Consider the following 20,467-nt stretch of genomic DNA (forward strand, 5'->3'; position numbering starts at 1 on the left):
AATGTAAAAAATAAAAGGAAAAACTTTTAAAGATTTTCTGTCTGATTTTTTAAATTAAAAAAACTACAATAGAGTTTGTTCTGTTGTAGTTTTTGCTTTTAAATAGGTGTATTACTATAAAAACCAACAGTTACACTGTTGGTTTTTTGATGTAAATTGTCTGTAACAAATACACGATTAATATTATTTTGGAGCTAAACTACTCTGTCTTGAATTGGTTTTAGCTGATATGCTTTATAGAAAAAACGATCTGCTTCGTGTTGATCAGCGGCAAAGTTTACAACCTCTGTAATTTTTCCGTTTTCAATTTTCCAAAGTAAGCACCAGAGGATATCAATATTATTTCCGTCTTCTCTGTTGCTCCAGCCACGATGACAGTCCACAACATAGTCGTCGTTAACCCCTAAAACAATTGGGTCAGCTTTAAAATCTGATTTACCTAAATGAGAGAAGAATGCGAGGACTTCATCCACGCCAATTTTAGTTCCGCTCAAAGGATGGTGTCCTGGAATTGTCCATTTTACATTTTCATCAATAACTTGACGTATACCGTTCAAGTCATTTTTGCCATAAGCATCAAAGAACTGTGCAATGATGGCAAGGTTTGGATGTTGTTCAGTCATGAGTTTTATTGTTTAATGATTATTTATAAATTGTTAATTACAGTTCTTGCTCGGCCCCATATCGTATGGCCTCTTTAAGGATATTGATGTTTATATCTTTTAGCGTTTTGAACTTGATACAATACCCGCTCACGCTTGCCTTGCCTATTTTTTTTCCAAAGGTTTGAGATAAGTAAGTTTTGTCTTTAAGGCCAAGTATATAGATAGAAATTCCGGTTGTGTTTGCACTTAAACCAATTTGATAAAACTCTTTGGTTTTCCCATCCGCATATTGTATGGTGTATAATCCATATCCTATATTAGGGTTCGAAACAACTTTATTTTCACTGTTTTTACCATTCAAGAATCATAATTTACATGCTGGCATTAATATGTAGAATGACTTCGTGTAATGTTTGCATCTCGTTGCGTTTCGATTCTGACTGACTGTTAATGTACACTGTGATTTGTTCTCTATGTTCATTTAAATATAAAATTAGGAGAGTGGCTTAGTTTGTTTTTAAATTTTATCAAACAGATTTAGCTGTAGTTTTAAAATGGTAAATCATCATCTTTAAATCTTTGAATAGAATCAAATCGTATCCATAAATTATTTAATATAATTTTTCTTTTATCCTCAGTAGATTTTTTTAATAAATCTAAAAATGCGCTAACATATGTAACTTTTATTTCTTTTGTTTTGAAGTAACTATACTTGCCAATTAAAAATATTCGTGTCAACTTCGCATTGTCTTGAATGATATTTTCTAACATAGAATTCTTATTTAATTCTTCGAGATTTCTTATTATCTTATCAAGGCTAGTTTCATAGGTTAGATTATCTTCAATTGTTGTAAATATTTTTATAAAATCGTTAGCGAAATTTTGATAAATATTTTTTTCGCCAATGGTAAATTGAATATCGATGGATTGGTCATTCAGCATATCTCTATATATATCAAAAAATGAATTGATTCTTTTATTGTAATTAATTGCAATCATTTTTTTTAAAATATGGGAATATTTAAAATTTACATTTCCTATCTGTGAAATAATTTCTTCAAATAGTTTACCTATGAAGTAAATGTCGGTTTTATGATTATAAATTTCCTCCTCAAAATCTTTCGGTATAGAGAATCTCCAATTCAACGTAATACTTTTGTTAACGGTGTTTGCATCTACCTGTTTTCCAAACCCAAAATCAATGATTTTCACAATACCACTTTCTGTTATGAGAATATTATTTGGTCTTATATCTCGATGTAAAATTTCTTTTTCTTCTAAATGTTTAAATCCTTCTATTGTTTGTAGAAATATATCTTCTAAATGATCTGGATTTTCATTTAGATATTTATCAATTTGTTTCCCATCAATGTACTCCATTATTATAAAACCTGTTGTTTCTTCAGGATAAAGATAATAGTTGAAAACACGAACAATATTAGCGTGATTTGTTTTATAAAGGATTTTTATTTCATCTTTAAAATAGTCGTAATATAAGCCTTTATCATCTTCGTTATAAGGTGAATATTTTTTACACACAAATATCTCGTCTATAGCTTCGTCTTTCATTAAGATCGTTCTTCCTGTTCCACCCTGTCCAATTTCTTTAATGAATTTAAAATCTTTAGTTTTTAAAAATACTATTGGGTCATTTTGATTCATAGTTGTGAATTGTTAAGGGAAATTATAGCTAACGTTTTATATGCCTGGCAAATATCATTCTTAATGATTATCAAATATAAATGATTAAACACCTAAAAAACAAAATCCCCAATACTTTTAAACTTAAAAGCATTGGGGATTGTAATAGTATAAACGAAGTTTTATCCTTCCATCTTAGCAGAAAGTTCAAACCAGCGTTCTTCTTTGGCTTCTATTTTCTTGATAAGGTTTTCGAGTTCTTTGGCTTTCTTTTCAATATCAGCATCAGCTACTTTTCCATCGGCAAATAACTGTTCAATTTTAGTTTTGTCTAGTTCTAAATCCTTGATTTCTTTCTCGATTTTCTGAAATTCTTTTTGCTCGTTAAAAGTCAAATTTCCAGTTGGATTATTTTGTTTCCACTCTTTCTTCTCCGTTTTATTGTCTTCTTTTTGAGCAACATCGTTACTGTCTTCATAGGCTCTAAAATCAGAGTAATTACCAGGAAAAGTTTCAATTTCACCTTGTCCTCTAAAAACGAATAGCTGATCTACAATTTTATCCATGAAATAACGGTCGTGCGATACAACAACCAAACAGCCTGGGTAATCCAAAAGAAAACTTTCCAAGACGTTCAAAGTCACAATATCCAAGTCATTGGTAGGCTCATCGAGAATCAAGAAGTTAGGATTCTGAATCAAAACGGTACATAAATACAAACGTTTCAATTCACCACCACTTAGTTTTTCTACAAAATCGTATTGTTTTTTGGCATCAAAAAGAAAACGCTCCAACAATTGGGAAGCCGAAATCATACGTCCTTTAGACAACGGAATAAATTCTCCGTATTCCTTAATAATATCAATAACGCGTTGTCCCGGTTTTGGGTTGATTCCGCTTTGAGTGTAATATCCAATTTTGATGGTGTCACCAACGACTACTTTTCCGTGATCTAAAGGTAAAGCACCAGTAAGAAGGTTTAGGAAAGTAGATTTTCCAGTTCCGTTTTTACCAATAATTCCAATACGTTCACCACGTTGAAAATCATAACTGAAATTATCCAAAATTACATGGTCCTTGAATTTCTTAGAGATTTTGTGAAGCTCAATAATCTTGCTTCCCATACGCTCCATATTAATTTCAAGTTCTACCTTGTTTTCTTTTCTTCGGCTTTGTGCTTTTTCTTTAATGTCATAAAAATCATCCTGACGTGATTTAGACTTAGTTGTTCTCGCTTTCGGCTGACGACGCATCCATTCTAATTCTTTTACAAACAAGTTTTGGGCTTTGTCTACACTTGCATTTTCAGAAGCAATACGTTCTTCTTTTTTCTCTAAATAATAAGAGTAATTTCCTTTGTATTGGTAAATTTTTCCGTTGTCCAATTCGATGATTTCATTACAAACACGTTCCAGAAAGAAACGGTCGTGCGTAACCATAAACAACGTAATGTTTTCTTTAGCAAAATAACTTTCCAACCATTCAATCATCTCTAAATCCAGGTGATTGGTAGGCTCATCCAGAATCAATAAATCAGGACGGTTAATCAGGATAATCGCCAATGACAAACGTTTCTTTTGTCCACCCGAAAGGTTTTTAACTTTCAGTTTGAAATCTTCCAATTTCAGTTTGAACAAAATCTGTTTGTATTGCGTTTCAAAATCCCACGCATTATGACGATCCATTCCGTCAAAAGCTTTTTGGTAGGCTTCTTCGTCTTCGGGATTTTCTAATGCTTTTTCGTATGCTTCAATGATTTTTAAAGTCTCATTATCCGAAGCAAAAATACTTTCTTCAATTGTAAGTTCCTCTTGCAAATTATTGTCTTGAGACAAAAATGCCATTCTGATACTTTTGCGTAAAATAACTTGTCCTGTATCTGGCTCGTCCAAACCATTGATGATACTCATAATAGTGGTTTTACCCGAACCATTTTTGGCAATGAAGGCAATTTTTTGGTCTTTGTTGATTCCAAAAGAGATGTCTTTGAAGAGAGTTCGTTCCCCAAAAGATTTTGATATATTTTCTACTGAAAGGTAATTCACGAGTGTAATTTTTTGCAAAAGTAAGTTTTTAAAACGGAAGTTGCTATCCAATATTGAAATGGCACAAGGATGATACTGATTTTATGGTTTTAAATAAGGACTCAAATCGATCGTATGAAATTGTTGTGGTGTGTTTACAAAAGGTTTCTTCAACGTTGTTTCATTGGTGAGGTAAAATAATTTGCCGTCTTCGGTTGTGATTGCTTCGATTTGATGAAATGGGAGTGCTATTTTAATTTTACGCCTGTTGCCTGTTCCAAAATCATTGTTTTGATAGTCATACAGTAAGACGACAAAAGGTTGAAGGAATTTAGAGTACCCACACAAAACAATACCTTTTTGTGTAGGTAATGTAGTTGCGCCCGTTATTAATCCTTGTACATCCAGTATTTCTTTGAGATGAGCATTATATTTGCCTGGTGTTTTTGGCAAAGAATAAACAGTAGATTTTTGGGAAGTCCATTGTTTGGTAAACAAAAAAATACTATCATGTAACACTACAAATGCCTCACAATCAAAATCGGTTGTATTGGCTTTTTTAATAGAGAAATCGTTTTGAGTAGGATACGAAAAAGAGATAGTATCAATTTCGGGATTGGTAGTGTAAAATGTCTTTTTTTGAATTCTTAATATTCTTAAATCTTTTCTGTTGCCTAGATTATTGTTGCCAAAATCACCAATGTAGATATAACTACTATCTTGTGTAATCTCTTCCCAATCGGTGTATTTTAATTTTTTCAGGGTTATTTTTTTCTTGATTTCTCCCTTTAAATCCAACCCATAAAATTCAGAGTCAAAGTGATCATTGTGAGTCCACAGTAAGCCATCAAAAGGAGTCAAGCCCGAAGTCCTTATTAATGAATCACTAAGTTTTGCGGTGTACTTTGGTTTTACTTTTGCAGAAGCATACCAACATTTACAATTGTTTTTAGTTGCTTTTGGATTGTAATTGGAGGCGAGACGGTCTGTACAGCCCGAAGTTTGGTTATAAGAAGAGGTTATGAACAGAAAAAAAAGAATCAAAAAATTGAACATTATAATGGTTTAATAGAAATTAAAAGCAAGATATTAAATAAATAGCTAATAGTATAGAATAACCTTTGATAGCTTTCTATTTTTGATTTTGTTGTCTTTGGAGGGGTAATGAAGTATTGATTTTTTCTTATATTTGGATTGTTAAAAAAAATACTTTTCTACAATCCAAATAAAACTTATGGATTTCATTAAACATAATTTACTTCTATTTTTTATACTTATTTCTTCATTTTCTTCGTTCTCGCAGAAAATAGATTTAAAAAGTGATGATGTAGATATGAAGCAAATTTTGGAAAGTATTTTTATAAGTCCTGACAGTGTTAAGAAAAAAGAAGATCAAAGTAAAATTGCTTTTTCGTTAATTCCTGCACCCGACATGAAGAGTTCTGAAGGTGGATTAGTTGTTTCATTTGTAACAACTTTCTACTTGGATCATAATTATGAAACTACCAAAATGTCGGAAGTTTATTTTACGCCCACCACTAGTTTTACTGGTCAGTACTCTTTTCCTATACAATCCTATATTTATACTAAGGATAATAAATATAATTTTATTGGTGACTACAGGTTTATGATTTATCCTCAGTTTACTTACGGTTTAGGAGGGAATAGTTCCAAGAATCCACAATCGGAAGTAGATTATCAACAAATTCGATTTTATCAATTTATTAGTCGAAAAATAAAAGGAGATTTTCGTTTAGGATTAGGGTTTCAATTAGATAAATATGGAAGTATTTCTGAGGATTCTGAAATAGATGTTCCTACTGATTTTGCGAAATACCAAGAAGGAGATTACACTAACGAGCTTTCTTCAGGAATTGCTTTTCAGGCTTTGTATGATTCCCGGAAAAATATTTTGAATCCGGATCAGGGCTATTATTTTGAAGCTGATTATCGTATCAATTCCAGTATTTTTGGAAGTGATACGAAGTGGCAATCCATTTATATTGATGCGAGAAAATATCATTCTTTTAGTGATACACGGCATAAAGTATTGGCAACTAGAATTTTTTACTGGGCTGTTTTCGATGGGAAACCTCATTATCTGGATTTGCCAAGCATAGGTTGGGATCGTTATGGTAAAACAGGTAGAGGATTTACCCGCAACCGCTACAGAAGTAATTCGTTATTGTATTTGGAAACCGAATACCGTACAGATATTACCAAAAACGGTTTTCTTGGTGCCGTTTTTTATGGAAATATTTCCTCTGTATCAGATTTAGATACCTATAGATTTACCAATTGGACACCTGCTATAGGGACTGGATTGAGAATAAAATTTAATAGAAAGAATAATAGTAATCTAGCATTAGATTACGGTATAAGCAAAGATGATTGGACTTTTAGAGTGGCACTTTCAGAAAATTTTTAATCCCTTCATTTGGAGTGTTTTTTCTGCCCGACTTTCTCACGTTGAATTTTGTGACTTTACCACTTAAAAATATACCTTTGAAGCATGCAATTATCGGTTATTATTTTAAATTACAATGTTCGATGTTTTTTAGAACTCTGTGTGCTAAGCGTGGAAAACGCTTTAGAAAGCATAGATTCTGAAATCATTGTGGTAGATAATAATTCTACAGATGAAAGTTGTGAGATGATAAAAGCACGTTTTCCGAATGTTATACTTATTCAAAATAATCAAAATTTTGGTTTTTCAAAAGGGAATAATATTGGAGTTGCTCAGGCCAAAGGAGACTATATTTGTATTTTAAATCCAGATACAGTTGTAGCAGAAGATACTTTTGAAAAAGTGTTAGCATTTGCTAAAAACAAAAAAGACTTAGGAATTATTGGTGTAAAACTCATAGATGGGACGGGTAATTTTCTTCCCGAAAGCAAAAGGGGAATTCCAACGCCTTGGGTTGCCTTTACTAAGATTATTGGTCTGTATAAGTTATTCCCAAAATCAAATCTTTTTAAAAAATATTACGCGCAACATATTAGTGAAAATGAAACAGGTACAGTCGAAATATTGGTTGGAGCTTTTATGTTTTTAAAAAAAGAACTGTATGAAGCTGTAGGAGGTTTTGATGAAGATTGTTTTATGTATTCAGATGATATTGATTTGTCATATATGATATTGCAAATGGGGAAACGAAATTATTATTTTCATGAAACAACCGTCATACATTATAAAGGAGAAAGCACAAATAAAGATGCTGTTTATATGAAACGATTTCAGGAAGCTATGGAGTTTTTTTATAAAAAACATTTTCAGGTTTCCTTTCTTTTTTCTGTATTTATGAAAATTGGAATAGTGTTTTTTTCTCTGATAAAAAGAATTCAGGGACGACCTAAAACCAAAATTATCCCTGAAAATTATTTACTGGTATCAGCCTCTGAAACATTAGTTAAAATAATAACATCACTTGTCCAAAAAAAGGTTGATTTTCTCGATTGGAGAGAAGAAAAAGAGGTAAATTTGCAGTCAAATTCAATAAGAAACGGGTTACAGATTATTTTAGATAATGAATTTGTATCCTTCAAAAAATGTATAGAGATTCACGAAAGATATAGAAATAAAGGGATTGTCTTTAGAATAATACCAAAAGGCACCAACTTTAGTATTGGAAGTGATTCCCCTAATGATAGAGGAGAAATTGTAAAAGTGAAATAAAATTACATTTAAAATAATTTATATTTAAAATATTTATTAATTTCGCAAAATTAAAATCAGAATCACCTTTTAGATTAACAATATGGCAAGATTTGAATTAAAGCTTCCAAAAATGGGAGAAAGCGTTGCGGAAGCAACTATTACAAATTGGTTAAAAGAAGTTGGCGACAGAATAGAAGCGGATGAAGCTGTTTTGGAAATTGCCACTGATAAAGTTGATTCAGAGGTTCCATCTGAGGTTTCTGGTATTCTTATCGAAAAATTATTTGGTAAAGATGATTTGGTTCAAGTAGGTGAAACTATTGCTATTATTGAAACTGAAGGAGGTAATATTGAGGCGCCAGTTCAGGATATTTCAGTTGCTGCTGTTGAGGAAATTGAAAAGACAATTGAAACGGTTAAAGAATCTGTTGCTGCTCCGATTAGTTTTTTAGAGAGTGATAAATTCTTTTCTCCATTAGTAAAAAACATAGCAAAAGAAGAAGGAATTTCCTTAGCAGAGTTAGAAAGTATTGCTGGTTCTGGAAAAGACGGACGTATTACTAAAGATGATATTTTAAATTATATAAAAAATAGAGGAACCCAACCATTAGCTGTTGTTAGTACACCAGTAAAAACTGTTGAAGCTGTAAAAGTGGATTTGGTTAAGAGTAGTCCAGTGCAAGCTGTTTCTCCAGTTTCTGTAAATGGAGGAGATGAGATTATAGAAATGGACAGAATGCGCAAGCTGATTTCTGGTTATATGGTGGCTTCGGTTCAAACTTCGGCACACGTTCAATCGTTTATCGAAGTAGATGTAACTAATATTGTAAAGTGGAGAGATAAAGTAAAAAATGCTTTTGAAAAAAGAGAAGGTGAGAAATTAACTTACACTCCAATTTTTATGGAAGCAGTTGCAAAAGCGTTGAAAGATTATCCAGGTATGAATATATCAGTACAAGGAGATTTTATCATAAAGAAAAAAGATATTAACTTAGGGATGGCTGCTGCTTTGCCTAATGGAAATTTAATTGTTCCGGTGATTAAAAACGCAGATCAATTAAACTTGGTTGGTATGGCTAAAGCAGTAAATGATTTAGGGAACCGCGCTAAAATAGGTAAACTAAAACCAGACGATACTCAAGGAGGAACTTATACCGTTACAAATGTTGGAACGTTTGGAAGTGTTTTTGGAACGCCAATTATCAATCAGCCGCAAGTTGGAATATTAGCTCTTGGTGCTATTCGTAAAGTGCCAGCGGTTATTGAAACACCTGAAGGAGATTTTATTGGAATTCGTCAAAGAATGTTCTTATCGCATAGTTATGATCATCGTGTTGTTGATGGTGCTTTAGGAGGTGCTTTCGTAAAACGTGTAGCTGAATATCTTGAAGCATTTGATGTAAATAGAGATTATTAAATTGATATTAAATAAAAATAAACCCGACATTGATTTATAAAATGTCGGGTTTCTTGTTATTTAGAATTTTTAATGTTGACTTTAAAATAAAATCAAGCCCAAATTTTTATATTTGTGCAATTAAATACAAAAAATGGAACTCAAACTCAATAAACCAATTTGTTTTTTCGATCTTGAAACAACAGGAATCGATATTGGAAAAGATAGAATCGTAGAAATATCAGTTTTTAAAGTTTTCCCGAATGGCAATAAAGAAAGTAAAACGTGGTTGGTAAATCCAACGATTGCAATACCGCCTTCCTCTACTGCTATTCATGGAATAAGTGATGAGAAAGTAGCAAAAGAACCTACTTTTAATGAATTGGCTCCTCAAGTATATAATATGATTAAGGACAGTGATTTGGCTGGATTTAATTCAGATCGTTTTGATATACCATTATTGGCTGAAGAGTTATTGCGTGCTGGAGTTGATTTTGATATGAAGAACAGAGTTTCTGTAGATGTACAAACTATTTTTCATAAAATGGAAGAGCGTACCTTAAGTGCTGCTTTGAAATTTTACTGTGGAAAAGGGTTAGAAAATGCACATTCTGCTGAAGCGGATACAATGGCGACCTATGAAATTCTTATGGCGCAATTGGATCGTTATCCTGAGTTGGAAAATGATATGAAATCGTTGTCTGAGTTTACGACTAGAAAAAAAATAGCTGACTTTGCAGGAATGATTGCTTTTGATGCAGATAATGAAGAGATTTTTACTTTCGGGAAGCACAAAGGTGTCAAAGTGGGTAAGATTCTTGAAACTGAACCAGGTTATTATAGTTGGATTCAAAATGCAGACTTTCCTTTATATACGAAGAAAGTTTTAACAGCAATTAAATTGAGAAAGTTAAATACAAAATAAGTTTCTAAGACTCTAATTTTCTGAGATTCTAAGTTTTTTTGACTTAATTTTTCAGTAGCTTAGTAACTCGGTAACTCAGTAACTTTGAGAAAAAAATGAAAATAATTTGTATAGGCAGAAATTATGCCAGTCATATTGAAGAATTAAAAAACGAAAGACCTTTGGAGCCTGTTGTTTTTTTGAAACCAGATTCTGCTATTTTATTAAAACAACATCCTTTTGTAATTCCTGAATTTTCAGAGGATATTCATCACGAAATTGAACTTATTGTTAAAATAAGTAAAGTAGGGAAATACATAGAGCCTAAGTTTGCTCATAAATATTATGATGAAATTAGTATTGGAATTGATTTTACTGCTAGAGACTTACAAGCTAAATTGAAAGAAAAAGGACTGCCTTGGGAAAAAGCTAAAGCATTTGATGGTTCGGCAGTGATTGGAGAATTTTTGCCTAAAAGTCAATTTGTTTCGTTAGAAAATGTTACTTTTGAATTGAAGAACAATAATATTACTGTGCAAGAAGGGAATTCTAACAAAATGTTATGGAATATCGATGAACTGGTTTCTTATGTTTCTCAGTTTTTTACATTAAAAATTGGAGATATTATTTTTACAGGAACACCAGAAGGAGTTGCTGCGGTAAAATCAGATGATGTTTTAGAAGGATTTTTAGAAGGACAAAAACTATTTAGAATACAAGTAAAATAATGGCTATAAAATACAACTTGGCAAAAGTGTACGCACTTTCAGATAATGACCCAGAATTTGTAAATGAAATTTTGAATTTATTTGTTACCGAGGTTCCTGATGATTTGTCGCAAATAGGAGAAGGAATTAAAAAGAAAGATTATAAGCATACCTACGCATTTGCACACAAATTGAAGCCAACATTAGATTTACTTGGTTTGAATGTTGCATTTGAGGAAATTTTGCAAATAGAAGCTTGGACTAAAACTGAAGGTAAAAAGAAAGAAATAATAGAAACTTATAAAAGTGTTAAATCGCAAGTTAAGGATGCTATTAAAGAGCTAAGAAAAGATTTTGATCTTTAGTCTATTGTTTTTAGTTTTCTTTAAAATTATTTAAAAAACACACATATATAAAAATCTAACAGTTGTATAAGTAACAGCAGTTGGATTTTTATTTTTTTATTTAAATACAGTATTAAAATATGAAAGCAGCCATAGTTACGATTGGTGATGAGATTCTAATTGGTCAGATTGTAGATACGAATTCAGGTTTTATAGCCAAATCATTAGATAGAATTGGTGTTGAGGTTTATGAAATGCTGTCAGTAAGTGATTCTCGAGAGCATATCTTAAATACATTTTCAAAGCTTCAGAATAAAGTTGATATTGTTATTATTACTGGAGGATTGGGTCCAACTAAGGATGATATTACTAAGAAAACATTCTGTGATTATTTTGAAGATGAGTTAATTGTTGATACTGTGGTTCTTGCTCATGTGACAGAATTGATAGAAGGCTTTTATAAACGAGCTATTACTCAAATTAATAAAGATCAGGCGCTAGTTCCTTCAAAATGTACTGTGCTTCATAATCAAGTGGGTACGGCACCAGGATTGTGGATGAAAAAGGAAAATACCGTTTTTGTGTCACTTCCTGGAGTGCCTTTTGAAATGAAATATTTGATTGAAAATGAAATTATCCCTAAAGTAGTTCGAGATTATCAACGTCCATATATTCTTCATAAAACGATACTTACTTACGGTCGAGGAGAAAGTGCAGTAGCGGAACAAATTGAAGGTTGGGAAGATAATTTGCCTGAATTTATAAAACTAGCATATTTACCTGCACCTGGAAGAGTAAGGTTGCGACTTTCGGCTAGAGGAACTGATAAGGAATTATTAGAAAAAGCTATTGAGGACAATGTTGTGTCTTTGACAGAAATAATAGGGGATATTATTGTAGGTTTTGAAGATGATGAAACTCTTGAAACGGTTGTGGGTAAAATCTTAACACAGCAAAAGAGAACCATTTCTACTGCCGAAAGTTGTACAGGAGGAGGTATTGCTCAATTGTTAAGTTCGGTTCCTGGAGCTTCTAAATATTTTAAAGGGAGTGTTGTTGCTTATTCAACGGAAGTAAAGCAAAATGTATTGAGTGTTTCAAAGAGTTTAATAGAAGAATATAGTGTTGTGAGTGCTGAAGTTGCTACAGCTATGGCTTTGAATGTGAAAACATTACTAAAAACAGATTATGCGATTGCTGTAACGGGTAATGCAGGACCGTCTAAAGGAGAGTCTGATGCCGATGTTGGAACGGTTTTTATTGCATTAGCTACTCCAAATGAAGTTCTAGTAGAAATGTTTAATTTTGGTCAACCACGTGAAAAAGTGATAGATAGAGCTGTACTTAAAGGTGTTGATATGTTGTTGAAAGAAATTTCTAAAAAAGAGCTATAATTTTTTTGGTTTATAGGTTTATTTTTCTTTTCTTTGCACCCTGATTTTGAATAACGATAAAAGATAAGTATAATGTCAAGAGTTTGTGACCTTACAGGTAAAAGAGCGATGGTAGGAAATAACGTTTCTCACGCTATGAACAAAACTAAGAGAAAATTTTCTGTAAACTTAGTTAAAAAGCGTTTTTATCTTCCAGAAGAAGATAGATGGATTACTCTTAGAGTAGCAGCATCTACGATAAAAACAATTAATAAAAATGGAATCGCTGCAGTTTTGAAAAAAGCGCAGTCAGAAGGATTTATTAAATAATCTTTTCCAAAATAAAAAAATAGCAAGATGGCAAAGAAAGGAAATAGAATCCAGGTAATTTTAGAATGTACTGAGCACAAAACTACTGGTGTTGCAGGTACTTCAAGATATATAACTACTAAGAACAAAAAAAATACTCCAGACAGATTAGAGATTAAAAAATTTAATCCAATCTTGAAAAGAGTAACTGTTCATAAAGAAATTAAGTAATTAGAAATTTTTACTTTAAGTAAAAGTTTTATAAAACATTGAATCATGGCAAAGAAAACCGTAGCATCGTTACAAACATCTTCTAAGAGATTATCAAAAGCCATCAAAATGGTGAAATCTCCAATAACTGGCGCATATACATTCGTTGAATCTATTATGGCTCCTGAAGAAGTTGATGAATTCTTGAAAAAGAAATAATCATATTACATTTTATAGATAAGCTACTTTCTTTCGGAAGTAGCTTTTTTATTTTCTATATTTACATCTCAAAAGAAAAAGCCTTTTTTGAGGCTGCTATTAAATACAAATCACATTGTTTTTAATTGATTTTCCTTCTTTAAGTTGACAAATGTAAATTCCAAATCGTAAAACTCTATTTTAGATGAGCTTTTTTAAAAAAATATTTTCTTCAGAGAAAAAAGACTCTGGACTTAGTGAACAAGCTAAACAATCATTAGATAAAGGTCTAGAGAAAACAAAAGATACTTTCTTTTCCAAATTAACTAAAGCAGTTGCTGGAAAGTCAAAAGTAGATGATGATGTTCTGGATAATTTAGAAGAAATTCTTGTTTCTTCGGATGTCGGGGTTAATACAACTCTGAAAATTATTACTCGAATTGAAAAACGTGTAGAAGCAGATAAATATCTTGGGACTGATGAACTCAATCAGATTTTGAGAGATGAAATTGCAGGTTTATTATCTGAAACTAATACTGGTGAGGCTACTGAATTTGTGATTCCAATAAATACCAAGCCATATGTTTTGATGGTTGTTGGAGTAAATGGAGTTGGTAAAACAACAACAATCGGGAAACTAGCCTATCAATTTAAGAAAGCTGGTCATAAAGTGGTTTTGGGTGCAGCAGATACTTTTCGTGCGGCAGCAATTGACCAATTGCAAATTTGGGCAGACAGAGTTGGCGTACCTATTGTTCGACAAGAAATGGGGAGTGATCCAGCATCAGTAGCTTTTGATACCTTGCAATCTGCAGTTGCTCAAAATGCAGATATTGTTATTATTGATACAGCAGGTCGTTTGCATAATAAAATCAACTTGATGAATGAACTTTCTAAAGTGAAACGAGTAATGCAAAAAGTGGTTGGTGATGCACCGCACGATGTAATGCTAGTTTTGGATGGTTCTACAGGTCAAAATGCTTTTGAACAAGCCAAGCAATTTACAGCGGCTACAGAAGTTACTTCACTTGCTGTTACTAAATTGGATGGTACTGCCAAAGGCGGTGTTGTTATTGGTATTTCAGATCAATTTCAGATTCCTGTAAAATACATTGGTGTAGGGGAGGGAATTGAAGATTTACAGGTTTTTAATAAATATGAATTCGTAGATAGTTTCTTTAAATAATAGAGTATGGATTTTTCTTTCTTTAAAAATGCAAAACCCATATTTTTTTACTTTATAAGTATTGCTGCTTTTGTCTTGGCAAATGTTAGTAGAGAAATTAATAGTAGTGTTTATTATGCATTATTGATTGTTGGCTTGGTTTTTTTCTTTTTAGGATTGATGAGAAGGATAAATCAAAGACAAAAGTAATATTCAGATATAAAAAAACAAAAGAGTCCAATTTATTGGACTCTTTTTGTTTATTGATAGTAACATTTGATTTCTATAATGTTATTGATACAACGCACTTATTTTTGTCCAAAGAGTTTTATCAAAATCAGATAAAGCAAGATTGACATTGTCTGCTGCTTCTCCCATTCGGATGACGACCATTTTTTTGCTTGGAACAATGTAGATTTTCTGGTCATTTTTACCCAAAGCCATAAACATATCGTTTGGTGCTGTTGGGATTATACTTCCTTGAATGGTGAGTTGCGATTGTGGTAAATGATAACTGGTTTTGCCGTTCAGCCACCATAAATAACCATATCCTAAGTTGATGTTTTGTGAAGTAGTAGTAGCATCGTTGAAATAATTTTCATTCAGGATTACATCATTGTTCCATTTTCCTTTGTTGTATATAAGTAAGCCAAAACGAGCCATACTTCTTGTGGTACTCCAATAAACAATGTTGTTTTCCATTGGTAACCAAAGTCCATTCATGCCAATTTTGTCTCTTAATTTTGCATTGAAGTAGTTTGCCCAAGTTTGTCCAGAGGCTTCTGCAACAACATCTTGTAGCTTTACATATACATTGTGGTAAGCCCAGCGAGTTCCTGCATCGGCAGTGTATATTAATTTTTCTGGAGTAACATTATCTGTAGTATCATCAAGACCTGAAGTCATCGTTAATAAGTGTTTGCAAGTAATTAGATTCTCTTTTGCAATAGGGGCGCTTGTCCATCCTGTTCCCAGATATTTTGAAACTTTATCGTTTATATTGATTAAATTATCCTGTTGTGCAATTCCTGTTAGGGTTGATGTTAATGTTTTGCCTGCGCTTGCCCAATACCAATTCGTGGTCGCATCATGACCATTGAAATAATTTTCCATTACGATACGACCGTTTACAAGGATAATGAAACTTTTGGAGTGTTTGAGTTCTAGATAATCTAAAAGAGGTTGCACAGACGATGTTTTCCAACCGATACTTTCTATGGATTTGGTTTCCCAACTGTTATTTGAAAGCGGTGGGAAATATAATGTTTCAGAAGGTGTTGGGGTTGGTTCTGTAATATCTGAAGAGCAATTGATGCAAAAAAATGCAACGAATAGCAATAGTGTTGGTTTATACATGGTTATAATGGTTAGTTTAGGGTATGACCAAAATTATAGAAAATAGTTTAATGAGATTGTATTTTTTTATTTTCTTTGGAGTATTAAAGTTTAACTTTGTGTACTAAGAAGGTGTATTTAAAAAGGGGTGCACTAGCCCTGATAGAAGTGGAAATCCTTTTTTGTTTTTTCTTTAAAAATAGAAAAGATTACAACGAATAGCAGGATTAAGTTCCTTAAAAGTAATAATTGTTTTATGAAAAAAGTATTTGGTATTTTGATAGTAGTAGTCTTATTAATGACAAGCTGCAAGCAGAAAATTGAACCAGCTGATATTGCAAAAATCAATGGATATTGGGAAATTAAAAAAGTCGTTTTTGAGGATGGAAATGATAAGAAATACGGTGTGAATGAATCGTTCGACTATTTTCAAATTGATAAAAATAACATTGGGATTCGGAAAAAGGTTATGCCACAATTGGATGGTACTTTTTTGGTGAATGATACGTTTGAAAATGTAAAAATTCGGTTTGCAGATGATCAAACTTTTTTAGATTACAGCACACCATATATGAAATGGAGTGAGGAAGTATTAGCTTTGACTGCTACAGAATTGGTGGTTTTAAATTCAGAGAAAAAAGAATATCATTATAAAAAAACGGGGCCGATAAAGCTCGATGACTATGGCAAAAAGACTAAATAATCAAAGTACTATTGGGGATGTCTTGAAGCAAATTATTGAAGTCAATAAATTGCAATATGGCATGGATGAGATTGACGTGAAGGATGCCTGGCGTAATTTGATGGGTAATGGTGTGAACAGTTATACCAATAATGTGGTTTTGAAAGGTTCTACGCTATATGTTCAGCTAACATCGGCGGTGTTGCGTGAGGAATTAAGTCACGGTAAGTCTAAGATTATAAAAATGATTAATGAGGAATTGAGTAGGGATGTGGTGAAAGATGTGGTACTTAGATAGTTGGCAGTTGGTAGTTTTTAGTTGGCAGATACATACAGACTGCAAATTTTAAAAAAAAGATAAAATTGGTTTATATAAAAAATCCCATTCTTTATAGAACGGGATTTTTTATAATATCTGTAATCTGCACAAATCTGTATACTAGAACTGCTCTCTTCCTGCGAAATGGAAAGCTCCTTCGATAGCAGCATTTTCGTCGCTATCAGAACCGTGAACTGCATTTTCTCCGATAGAAGTTGCGTATGCTTTACGGATAGTTCCTTCAGCAGCTTCAGCTGGGTTTGTAGCACCAATTAAAGTTCTGAAATCTTCAACAGCGTTTTCTTTTTCTAAGATAGCAGCAACAATAGGACCTCTTGACATAAATTCTACTAATTCTCCGTAGAAAGGTCTAGCAGCGTGAACAGCATAAAATGCTTGAGCATCAGCTACAGTTAATTGAGTCAATTTCAAAGAAACGATTTTGAATCCACCGTTTGTAATCATTGCTAATATATTTCCGATGTGTCCGTTTTGAACTGCATCAGGTTTAATCATCGTAAAAGTTCTATTAGTTGCCATTTTTTCTGTGTTTTAAAATTTTGTGCAAAAATATACTTTTTTTATCTAATTATTTTATGAAATTAGCAATTTAATACTGGAAAGCTGTTATTTCTATTGTTTTTTCTTTTTCTTAAACTTTAAAATACATTTTCTTTTTGTAGAAATAGGCTAGCATAATTGACCATAATCCTACATAAAGCAGGGCGAATACTAGTGATGCATTCATTTCGTTATTGAAAAATGGTTTCACTCCTGCTACATATAGATAATCCAAGAGATTGATGTTTTCAGTGGGTGTTTTTGGATTTGGAAAGGAAATCATCACCATTGCTTGTGGAATAATTTCAGAAAGGAAGAAAACAATCATTGGATTCACTCCCCAAATAAGGAATAATTTGGTTCCTTTTTTATAATTGGCAATGTCTATGCAATAGTATAAAATGGATAGGGTCAGGGTTGCGAGCCCAGCTGTATATAGTACAAAAGAACTTGTCCAAAGCGCTTTGTTTATAGGGAAAACAAGGTTCCAAATTTGCCCCAAAACAATAAGAATTATTCCAATAATGAACATTTTTTTTGCTTTTTCAGTTTTCAATACTGAGTTGTTAAGCAATTGACCAATCAATAAACCAATTATTCCTGTTGCAATGGATGGAATGGTACTCAGAATTCCTTCAGGATCCCAAGTATTAGTGGTTTCCCACATGTGACCTTTTAATAGAATACTATCGACCCAAGCGGCAAGGTTAGTTCCTTTTTCGAGATTAGTAATTTCGAAACCTAGAGCTGGGACTAAGGTCATTACTGCCCAATAGCCCAATAATAATCCAATTGCTATTAGTAATTGTGTACGTTGTGTTGTTTTTAGATATAAAAGTGAAGCAATGAAATAGACAATTCCGATGCGCTGTAATACTCCGGGTAATCGTACAATTTTATATTCTTCAATACCGATATAGGATAATATTAAATAAATGAAAAATATAGAAACGGCTAAATAGGTTTTTATTTTTGCATTAAAATTTCCCATAAGCGCGTATCCTACTATAGCTGTTATTACTAAACGTCCAAAAACTAAAGGAATGCCTTCCAATCCGAAGAGTTGTATTTTTCCAAAAAAGTTAAAAAATATCCCTAGACATACCATGCGTAATGAACGAGTGAAAATTTTGTTGAATGTGGTATTGTCATATGCTTTGGTTGGCATTGCAAATGAAATCGCTACTCCCATGATGAAAATAAAGAAAGGAAAAACCAAATCGGTAGGTGTACAACCATGCCATTCGGAGTGTAGTAACGGGGGGTAAACTGTTGCCCAGCTTCCTGGATTATTGACAATGGTCATTAATAAAATTGTTAATCCTCTGAAAATATCAAGCGAAATAAGACGGTCTTTGGTCATTGGTTTTGTGGTTTTTTATAATAGGTTATAGTTTTAGTACAAGACAACGATGTTGAAATTGTTTTCTAAAGGCTTGAGTTGGTTCATTAGTTTTGGTATCAAATGCTCTCCATTTTCTAGATAAAATTCAGAGAAATTGGCTTGGCGTTCTTGTAGACTTTGATTAGGAAATAATTCGTTTTGCAAGTCAATAATGCGTTGTAATTCATCATGAAATTTCCTTTTTTGAGCAATGAGTAATCTTTTTTCAAGATTGTTCAATCCTTTTATTTGTTTTGTTTCTTGAGCTTTTACTGCTCCTAAAAAAGATTTATCAGTATGGTTAGCTAGTTGTAATAACGTATCAAATTGTTTTCTTAAGACTTCTTTTTGTTCTGCAAAATTAATTGGATAATCGGATAGTTTTTGGGTAATGCGATTGATTAAAGCTGTTTGTTTTGAAAATAAATCAGACCAAGTTAGGTTTAATTTATCCGCTTTTTTGCTTTCTTTTTCGGTTGTTAAAAGCACAGAATTCCTCAATAATAGCATAGGGAATGTAACTTTTACAGTGTCAAAAAAAGATTTTAATTCCAGCCAATACCCAATTTCTCCGCCTCCGCCAATGTAACACAAATTTGGGAGAATCACTTCCTGATACAACGGACGCATGATAACATTAGGACTGAATTTCTCCGGACTGTTTTCTAACAATGCTAGAATTTCGTTTTCTGTGAATTGAATTTGGGTATGGTTGACTTTGTAAATTCCGTTTTCGAAAATGATTCTTTCACGTAAATTATCCTCAATATAAAATAAATTGATTTCACGAGGATTTACCTGAATGGTATAGTTCTTTAAATTTTCAATTGTTTTAGTTACCGCTTTGAAGGAAGTTTGTTGAAGTAATTCTTCTTTTATATATGGAATAAAATTGCGTTTTAAATCTTGGTTATCGGCATCAAGAATGACTAATCCATATATTCTAAAAAGTTCGTTCGCAAGATATCTAGTTGCATCGGCTAGATTATTGTGTTTGACATACGAATCTTCAAAGAGTTTTTTGATGGTATTGGCGTTCGTACTGGAACCTATTTCTAATTTGTAAATTTCTAAAAAATCATCTAGACCTTCGGTAGATAAACGACCAACAGGACCTGTACTTTCTGCGTTCCAATGAAATTTTTTGCCTCTGAAATTAAAATAATTAATTTCTTCAAAATCGTGGTCTTCGGTTGCCATCCAATAAATGGGAACAAAATTATAACTTGGATAAGTAACTTTTAATTCTTTAGCCAAATTAATAGTCGAAATGATTTTATATAAAAAATACAAAGGGCCACTAAATAAGTTGAGTTGATGTCCTGTGGTTATTGTAAAAGTATTTTCGTGTGCTAAAAGATCAATATTTTGTTGGGTTGAATTAGAAACTTCAATTGACGAATATTGTTCTTTTAATGTAGAAACCAGTGTAATTCGATTTTCATTATTGAAGTTTTGTTTTTTTTCAATAATTTGTTTTTCAAAGTTTTCTAGCGTTGGAAAGTTATTATATAGAGGTTTTAAATCTGTTTTTTGTTCTAAATAATCATTCATCAAAGGAGTGAAATACCCAGAGTTTTGATAGCTGATACAGTCGGTTGGCATATTTTTTTTATTTGATGCTAAAATACCAAATAATAATGTAAAAATGA

General features: G+C 32.2%; 22 protein-coding genes. 13 read left to right on the forward strand and 9 right to left on the reverse strand.

What is annotated here, in order from left to right; translation table 11 throughout:
• Positions 1-194: 194 nt before the first annotated feature.
• The 5 genes from CLU82_RS14320 to CLU82_RS14340 form a co-directional block, all read right to left on the reverse strand.
• Positions 195-623 (reverse strand): nuclear transport factor 2 family protein, encoded by a 429-nt coding sequence (locus CLU82_RS14320; RefSeq protein WP_100843718.1) that lies wholly within the window; start codon positions 621-623, stop codon positions 195-197.
• Between the two features lie 37 nt (positions 624-660).
• Complete coding sequence (locus tag CLU82_RS14325) at positions 661-966, reverse strand: DUF1801 domain-containing protein (RefSeq protein WP_232735252.1); 306 nt, start codon at positions 964-966, stop codon at positions 661-663.
• A 188-nt stretch (positions 967-1,154) separates the two neighbouring features.
• Entirely contained in the window at positions 1,155-2,267 is a 1,113-nt protein-coding gene (locus CLU82_RS14330) for a protein kinase family protein (RefSeq protein WP_100843719.1), read from the reverse strand.
• A gap of 161 nt (positions 2,268-2,428) precedes the next feature.
• Positions 2,429-4,291: an ABC-F family ATP-binding cassette domain-containing protein gene (locus CLU82_RS14335; RefSeq protein ID WP_100843720.1), complete on the reverse strand. Its 1,863-nt coding sequence runs from the start codon at positions 4,289-4,291 to the stop codon at positions 2,429-2,431.
• 81 nt (positions 4,292-4,372) lie between these two features.
• On the reverse strand, positions 4,373-5,326 hold the full coding sequence (locus CLU82_RS14340) for a hypothetical protein (RefSeq protein WP_100843721.1): 954 nt from the start codon (positions 5,324-5,326) through the stop codon (positions 4,373-4,375).
• A 178-nt stretch (positions 5,327-5,504) separates the two neighbouring features.
• Here CLU82_RS14340 and CLU82_RS14345 point away from each other — a divergent pair, with 178 nt between their 5' ends.
• The 11 genes from CLU82_RS14345 to ftsY all read left to right on the forward strand — a co-directional run bounded on the left by CLU82_RS14345 (position 5,505) and on the right by ftsY (position 14,555).
• Entirely contained in the window at positions 5,505-6,698 is a 1,194-nt protein-coding gene (locus CLU82_RS14345; protein ID WP_232735253.1) for a BamA/TamA family outer membrane protein, read from the forward strand.
• An 84-nt stretch (positions 6,699-6,782) separates the two neighbouring features.
• Positions 6,783-7,946 (forward strand): glycosyltransferase family 2 protein, encoded by a 1,164-nt coding sequence (locus CLU82_RS14350; RefSeq protein WP_100843722.1) that lies wholly within the window; start codon positions 6,783-6,785, stop codon positions 7,944-7,946.
• An 82-nt stretch (positions 7,947-8,028) separates the two neighbouring features.
• Positions 8,029-9,345: a dihydrolipoamide acetyltransferase family protein gene (locus tag CLU82_RS14355; protein ID WP_100843723.1), complete on the forward strand. Its 1,317-nt coding sequence runs from the start codon at positions 8,029-8,031 to the stop codon at positions 9,343-9,345.
• 133 nt (positions 9,346-9,478) lie between these two features.
• Complete coding sequence (locus CLU82_RS14360; protein WP_100843724.1) at positions 9,479-10,249, forward strand: 3'-5' exonuclease; 771 nt, start codon at positions 9,479-9,481, stop codon at positions 10,247-10,249.
• A 95-nt stretch (positions 10,250-10,344) separates the two neighbouring features.
• Entirely contained in the window at positions 10,345-10,956 is a 612-nt protein-coding gene (locus tag CLU82_RS14365) for a fumarylacetoacetate hydrolase family protein (protein ID WP_100843725.1), read from the forward strand.
• Positions 10,956-11,300, forward strand: a complete 345-nt coding sequence (locus CLU82_RS14370) for an Hpt domain-containing protein (RefSeq protein WP_100843726.1) — start codon at positions 10,956-10,958, stop codon at positions 11,298-11,300. Before CLU82_RS14365 ends, CLU82_RS14370 begins: the two co-directional genes overlap by 1 nt.
• Positions 11,301-11,419: 119 nt before the next feature.
• Positions 11,420-12,673 carry a competence/damage-inducible protein A gene (locus CLU82_RS14375; RefSeq protein WP_100843727.1) on the forward strand — a complete coding sequence of 418 codons (1,254 nt, stop codon included), beginning with the start codon at positions 11,420-11,422 and terminating at the stop codon, positions 12,671-12,673.
• Between the two features lie 72 nt (positions 12,674-12,745).
• Positions 12,746-12,982: a 50S ribosomal protein L28 gene (gene rpmB / locus CLU82_RS14380; protein WP_024980263.1), complete on the forward strand. Its 237-nt coding sequence runs from the start codon at positions 12,746-12,748 to the stop codon at positions 12,980-12,982.
• Positions 12,983-13,009: 27 nt separating this feature from the next.
• Positions 13,010-13,192 carry a 50S ribosomal protein L33 gene (gene rpmG / locus CLU82_RS14385; protein ID WP_007805817.1) on the forward strand — a complete coding sequence of 61 codons (183 nt, stop codon included), beginning with the start codon at positions 13,010-13,012 and terminating at the stop codon, positions 13,190-13,192.
• 45 nt (positions 13,193-13,237) lie between these two features.
• Positions 13,238-13,390, forward strand: a complete 153-nt coding sequence (locus tag CLU82_RS14390) for a DUF4295 domain-containing protein (RefSeq protein ID WP_100843728.1) — start codon at positions 13,238-13,240, stop codon at positions 13,388-13,390.
• Positions 13,391-13,574: 184 nt separating this feature from the next.
• Positions 13,575-14,555, forward strand: coding sequence for a signal recognition particle-docking protein FtsY (ftsY, locus tag CLU82_RS14395; RefSeq protein WP_100843729.1), 981 nt, complete (start codon positions 13,575-13,577; stop codon positions 14,553-14,555).
• Positions 14,556-14,825: 270 nt separating this feature from the next.
• Here the strand turns inward: ftsY and CLU82_RS14405 are convergent, their stop codons facing one another.
• Positions 14,826-15,890: a serine hydrolase gene (locus CLU82_RS14405; protein WP_100843731.1), complete on the reverse strand. Its 1,065-nt coding sequence runs from the start codon at positions 15,888-15,890 to the stop codon at positions 14,826-14,828.
• A gap of 235 nt (positions 15,891-16,125) precedes the next feature.
• Here CLU82_RS14405 and CLU82_RS14410 point away from each other — a divergent pair, with 235 nt between their 5' ends.
• Both CLU82_RS14410 and CLU82_RS14415 read left to right on the forward strand, forming a co-directional pair.
• Positions 16,126-16,572, forward strand: a complete 447-nt coding sequence (locus CLU82_RS14410) for a hypothetical protein (RefSeq protein WP_100843732.1) — start codon at positions 16,126-16,128, stop codon at positions 16,570-16,572.
• Positions 16,553-16,849, forward strand: a complete 297-nt coding sequence (locus CLU82_RS14415; protein WP_100843733.1) for a DUF721 domain-containing protein — start codon at positions 16,553-16,555, stop codon at positions 16,847-16,849. The genes CLU82_RS14410 and CLU82_RS14415 overlap by 20 nt, the downstream gene beginning before the upstream one ends.
• 141 nt (positions 16,850-16,990) lie before the next feature.
• Here the strand turns inward: CLU82_RS14415 and CLU82_RS14420 are convergent, their stop codons facing one another.
• The 3 genes from CLU82_RS14420 to bshC form a co-directional block, all read right to left on the reverse strand.
• Positions 16,991-17,410 (reverse strand): nucleoside-diphosphate kinase, encoded by a 420-nt coding sequence (locus CLU82_RS14420; RefSeq protein ID WP_100429911.1) that lies wholly within the window; start codon positions 17,408-17,410, stop codon positions 16,991-16,993.
• Positions 17,411-17,522: 112 nt separating this feature from the next.
• Entirely contained in the window at positions 17,523-18,794 is a 1,272-nt protein-coding gene (locus CLU82_RS14425) for an acyltransferase family protein (protein ID WP_100843734.1), read from the reverse strand.
• A gap of 33 nt (positions 18,795-18,827) precedes the next feature.
• Complete coding sequence (bshC, locus tag CLU82_RS14430; RefSeq protein WP_100843735.1) at positions 18,828-20,420, reverse strand: bacillithiol biosynthesis cysteine-adding enzyme BshC; 1,593 nt, start codon at positions 20,418-20,420, stop codon at positions 18,828-18,830.
• Between the last annotated feature and the right edge of the window lie 47 nt (positions 20,421-20,467).

It is taken from the genome of Flavobacterium sp. 5 (assembly GCF_002813295.1).
Classification (GTDB): domain Bacteria; phylum Bacteroidota; class Bacteroidia; order Flavobacteriales; family Flavobacteriaceae; genus Flavobacterium.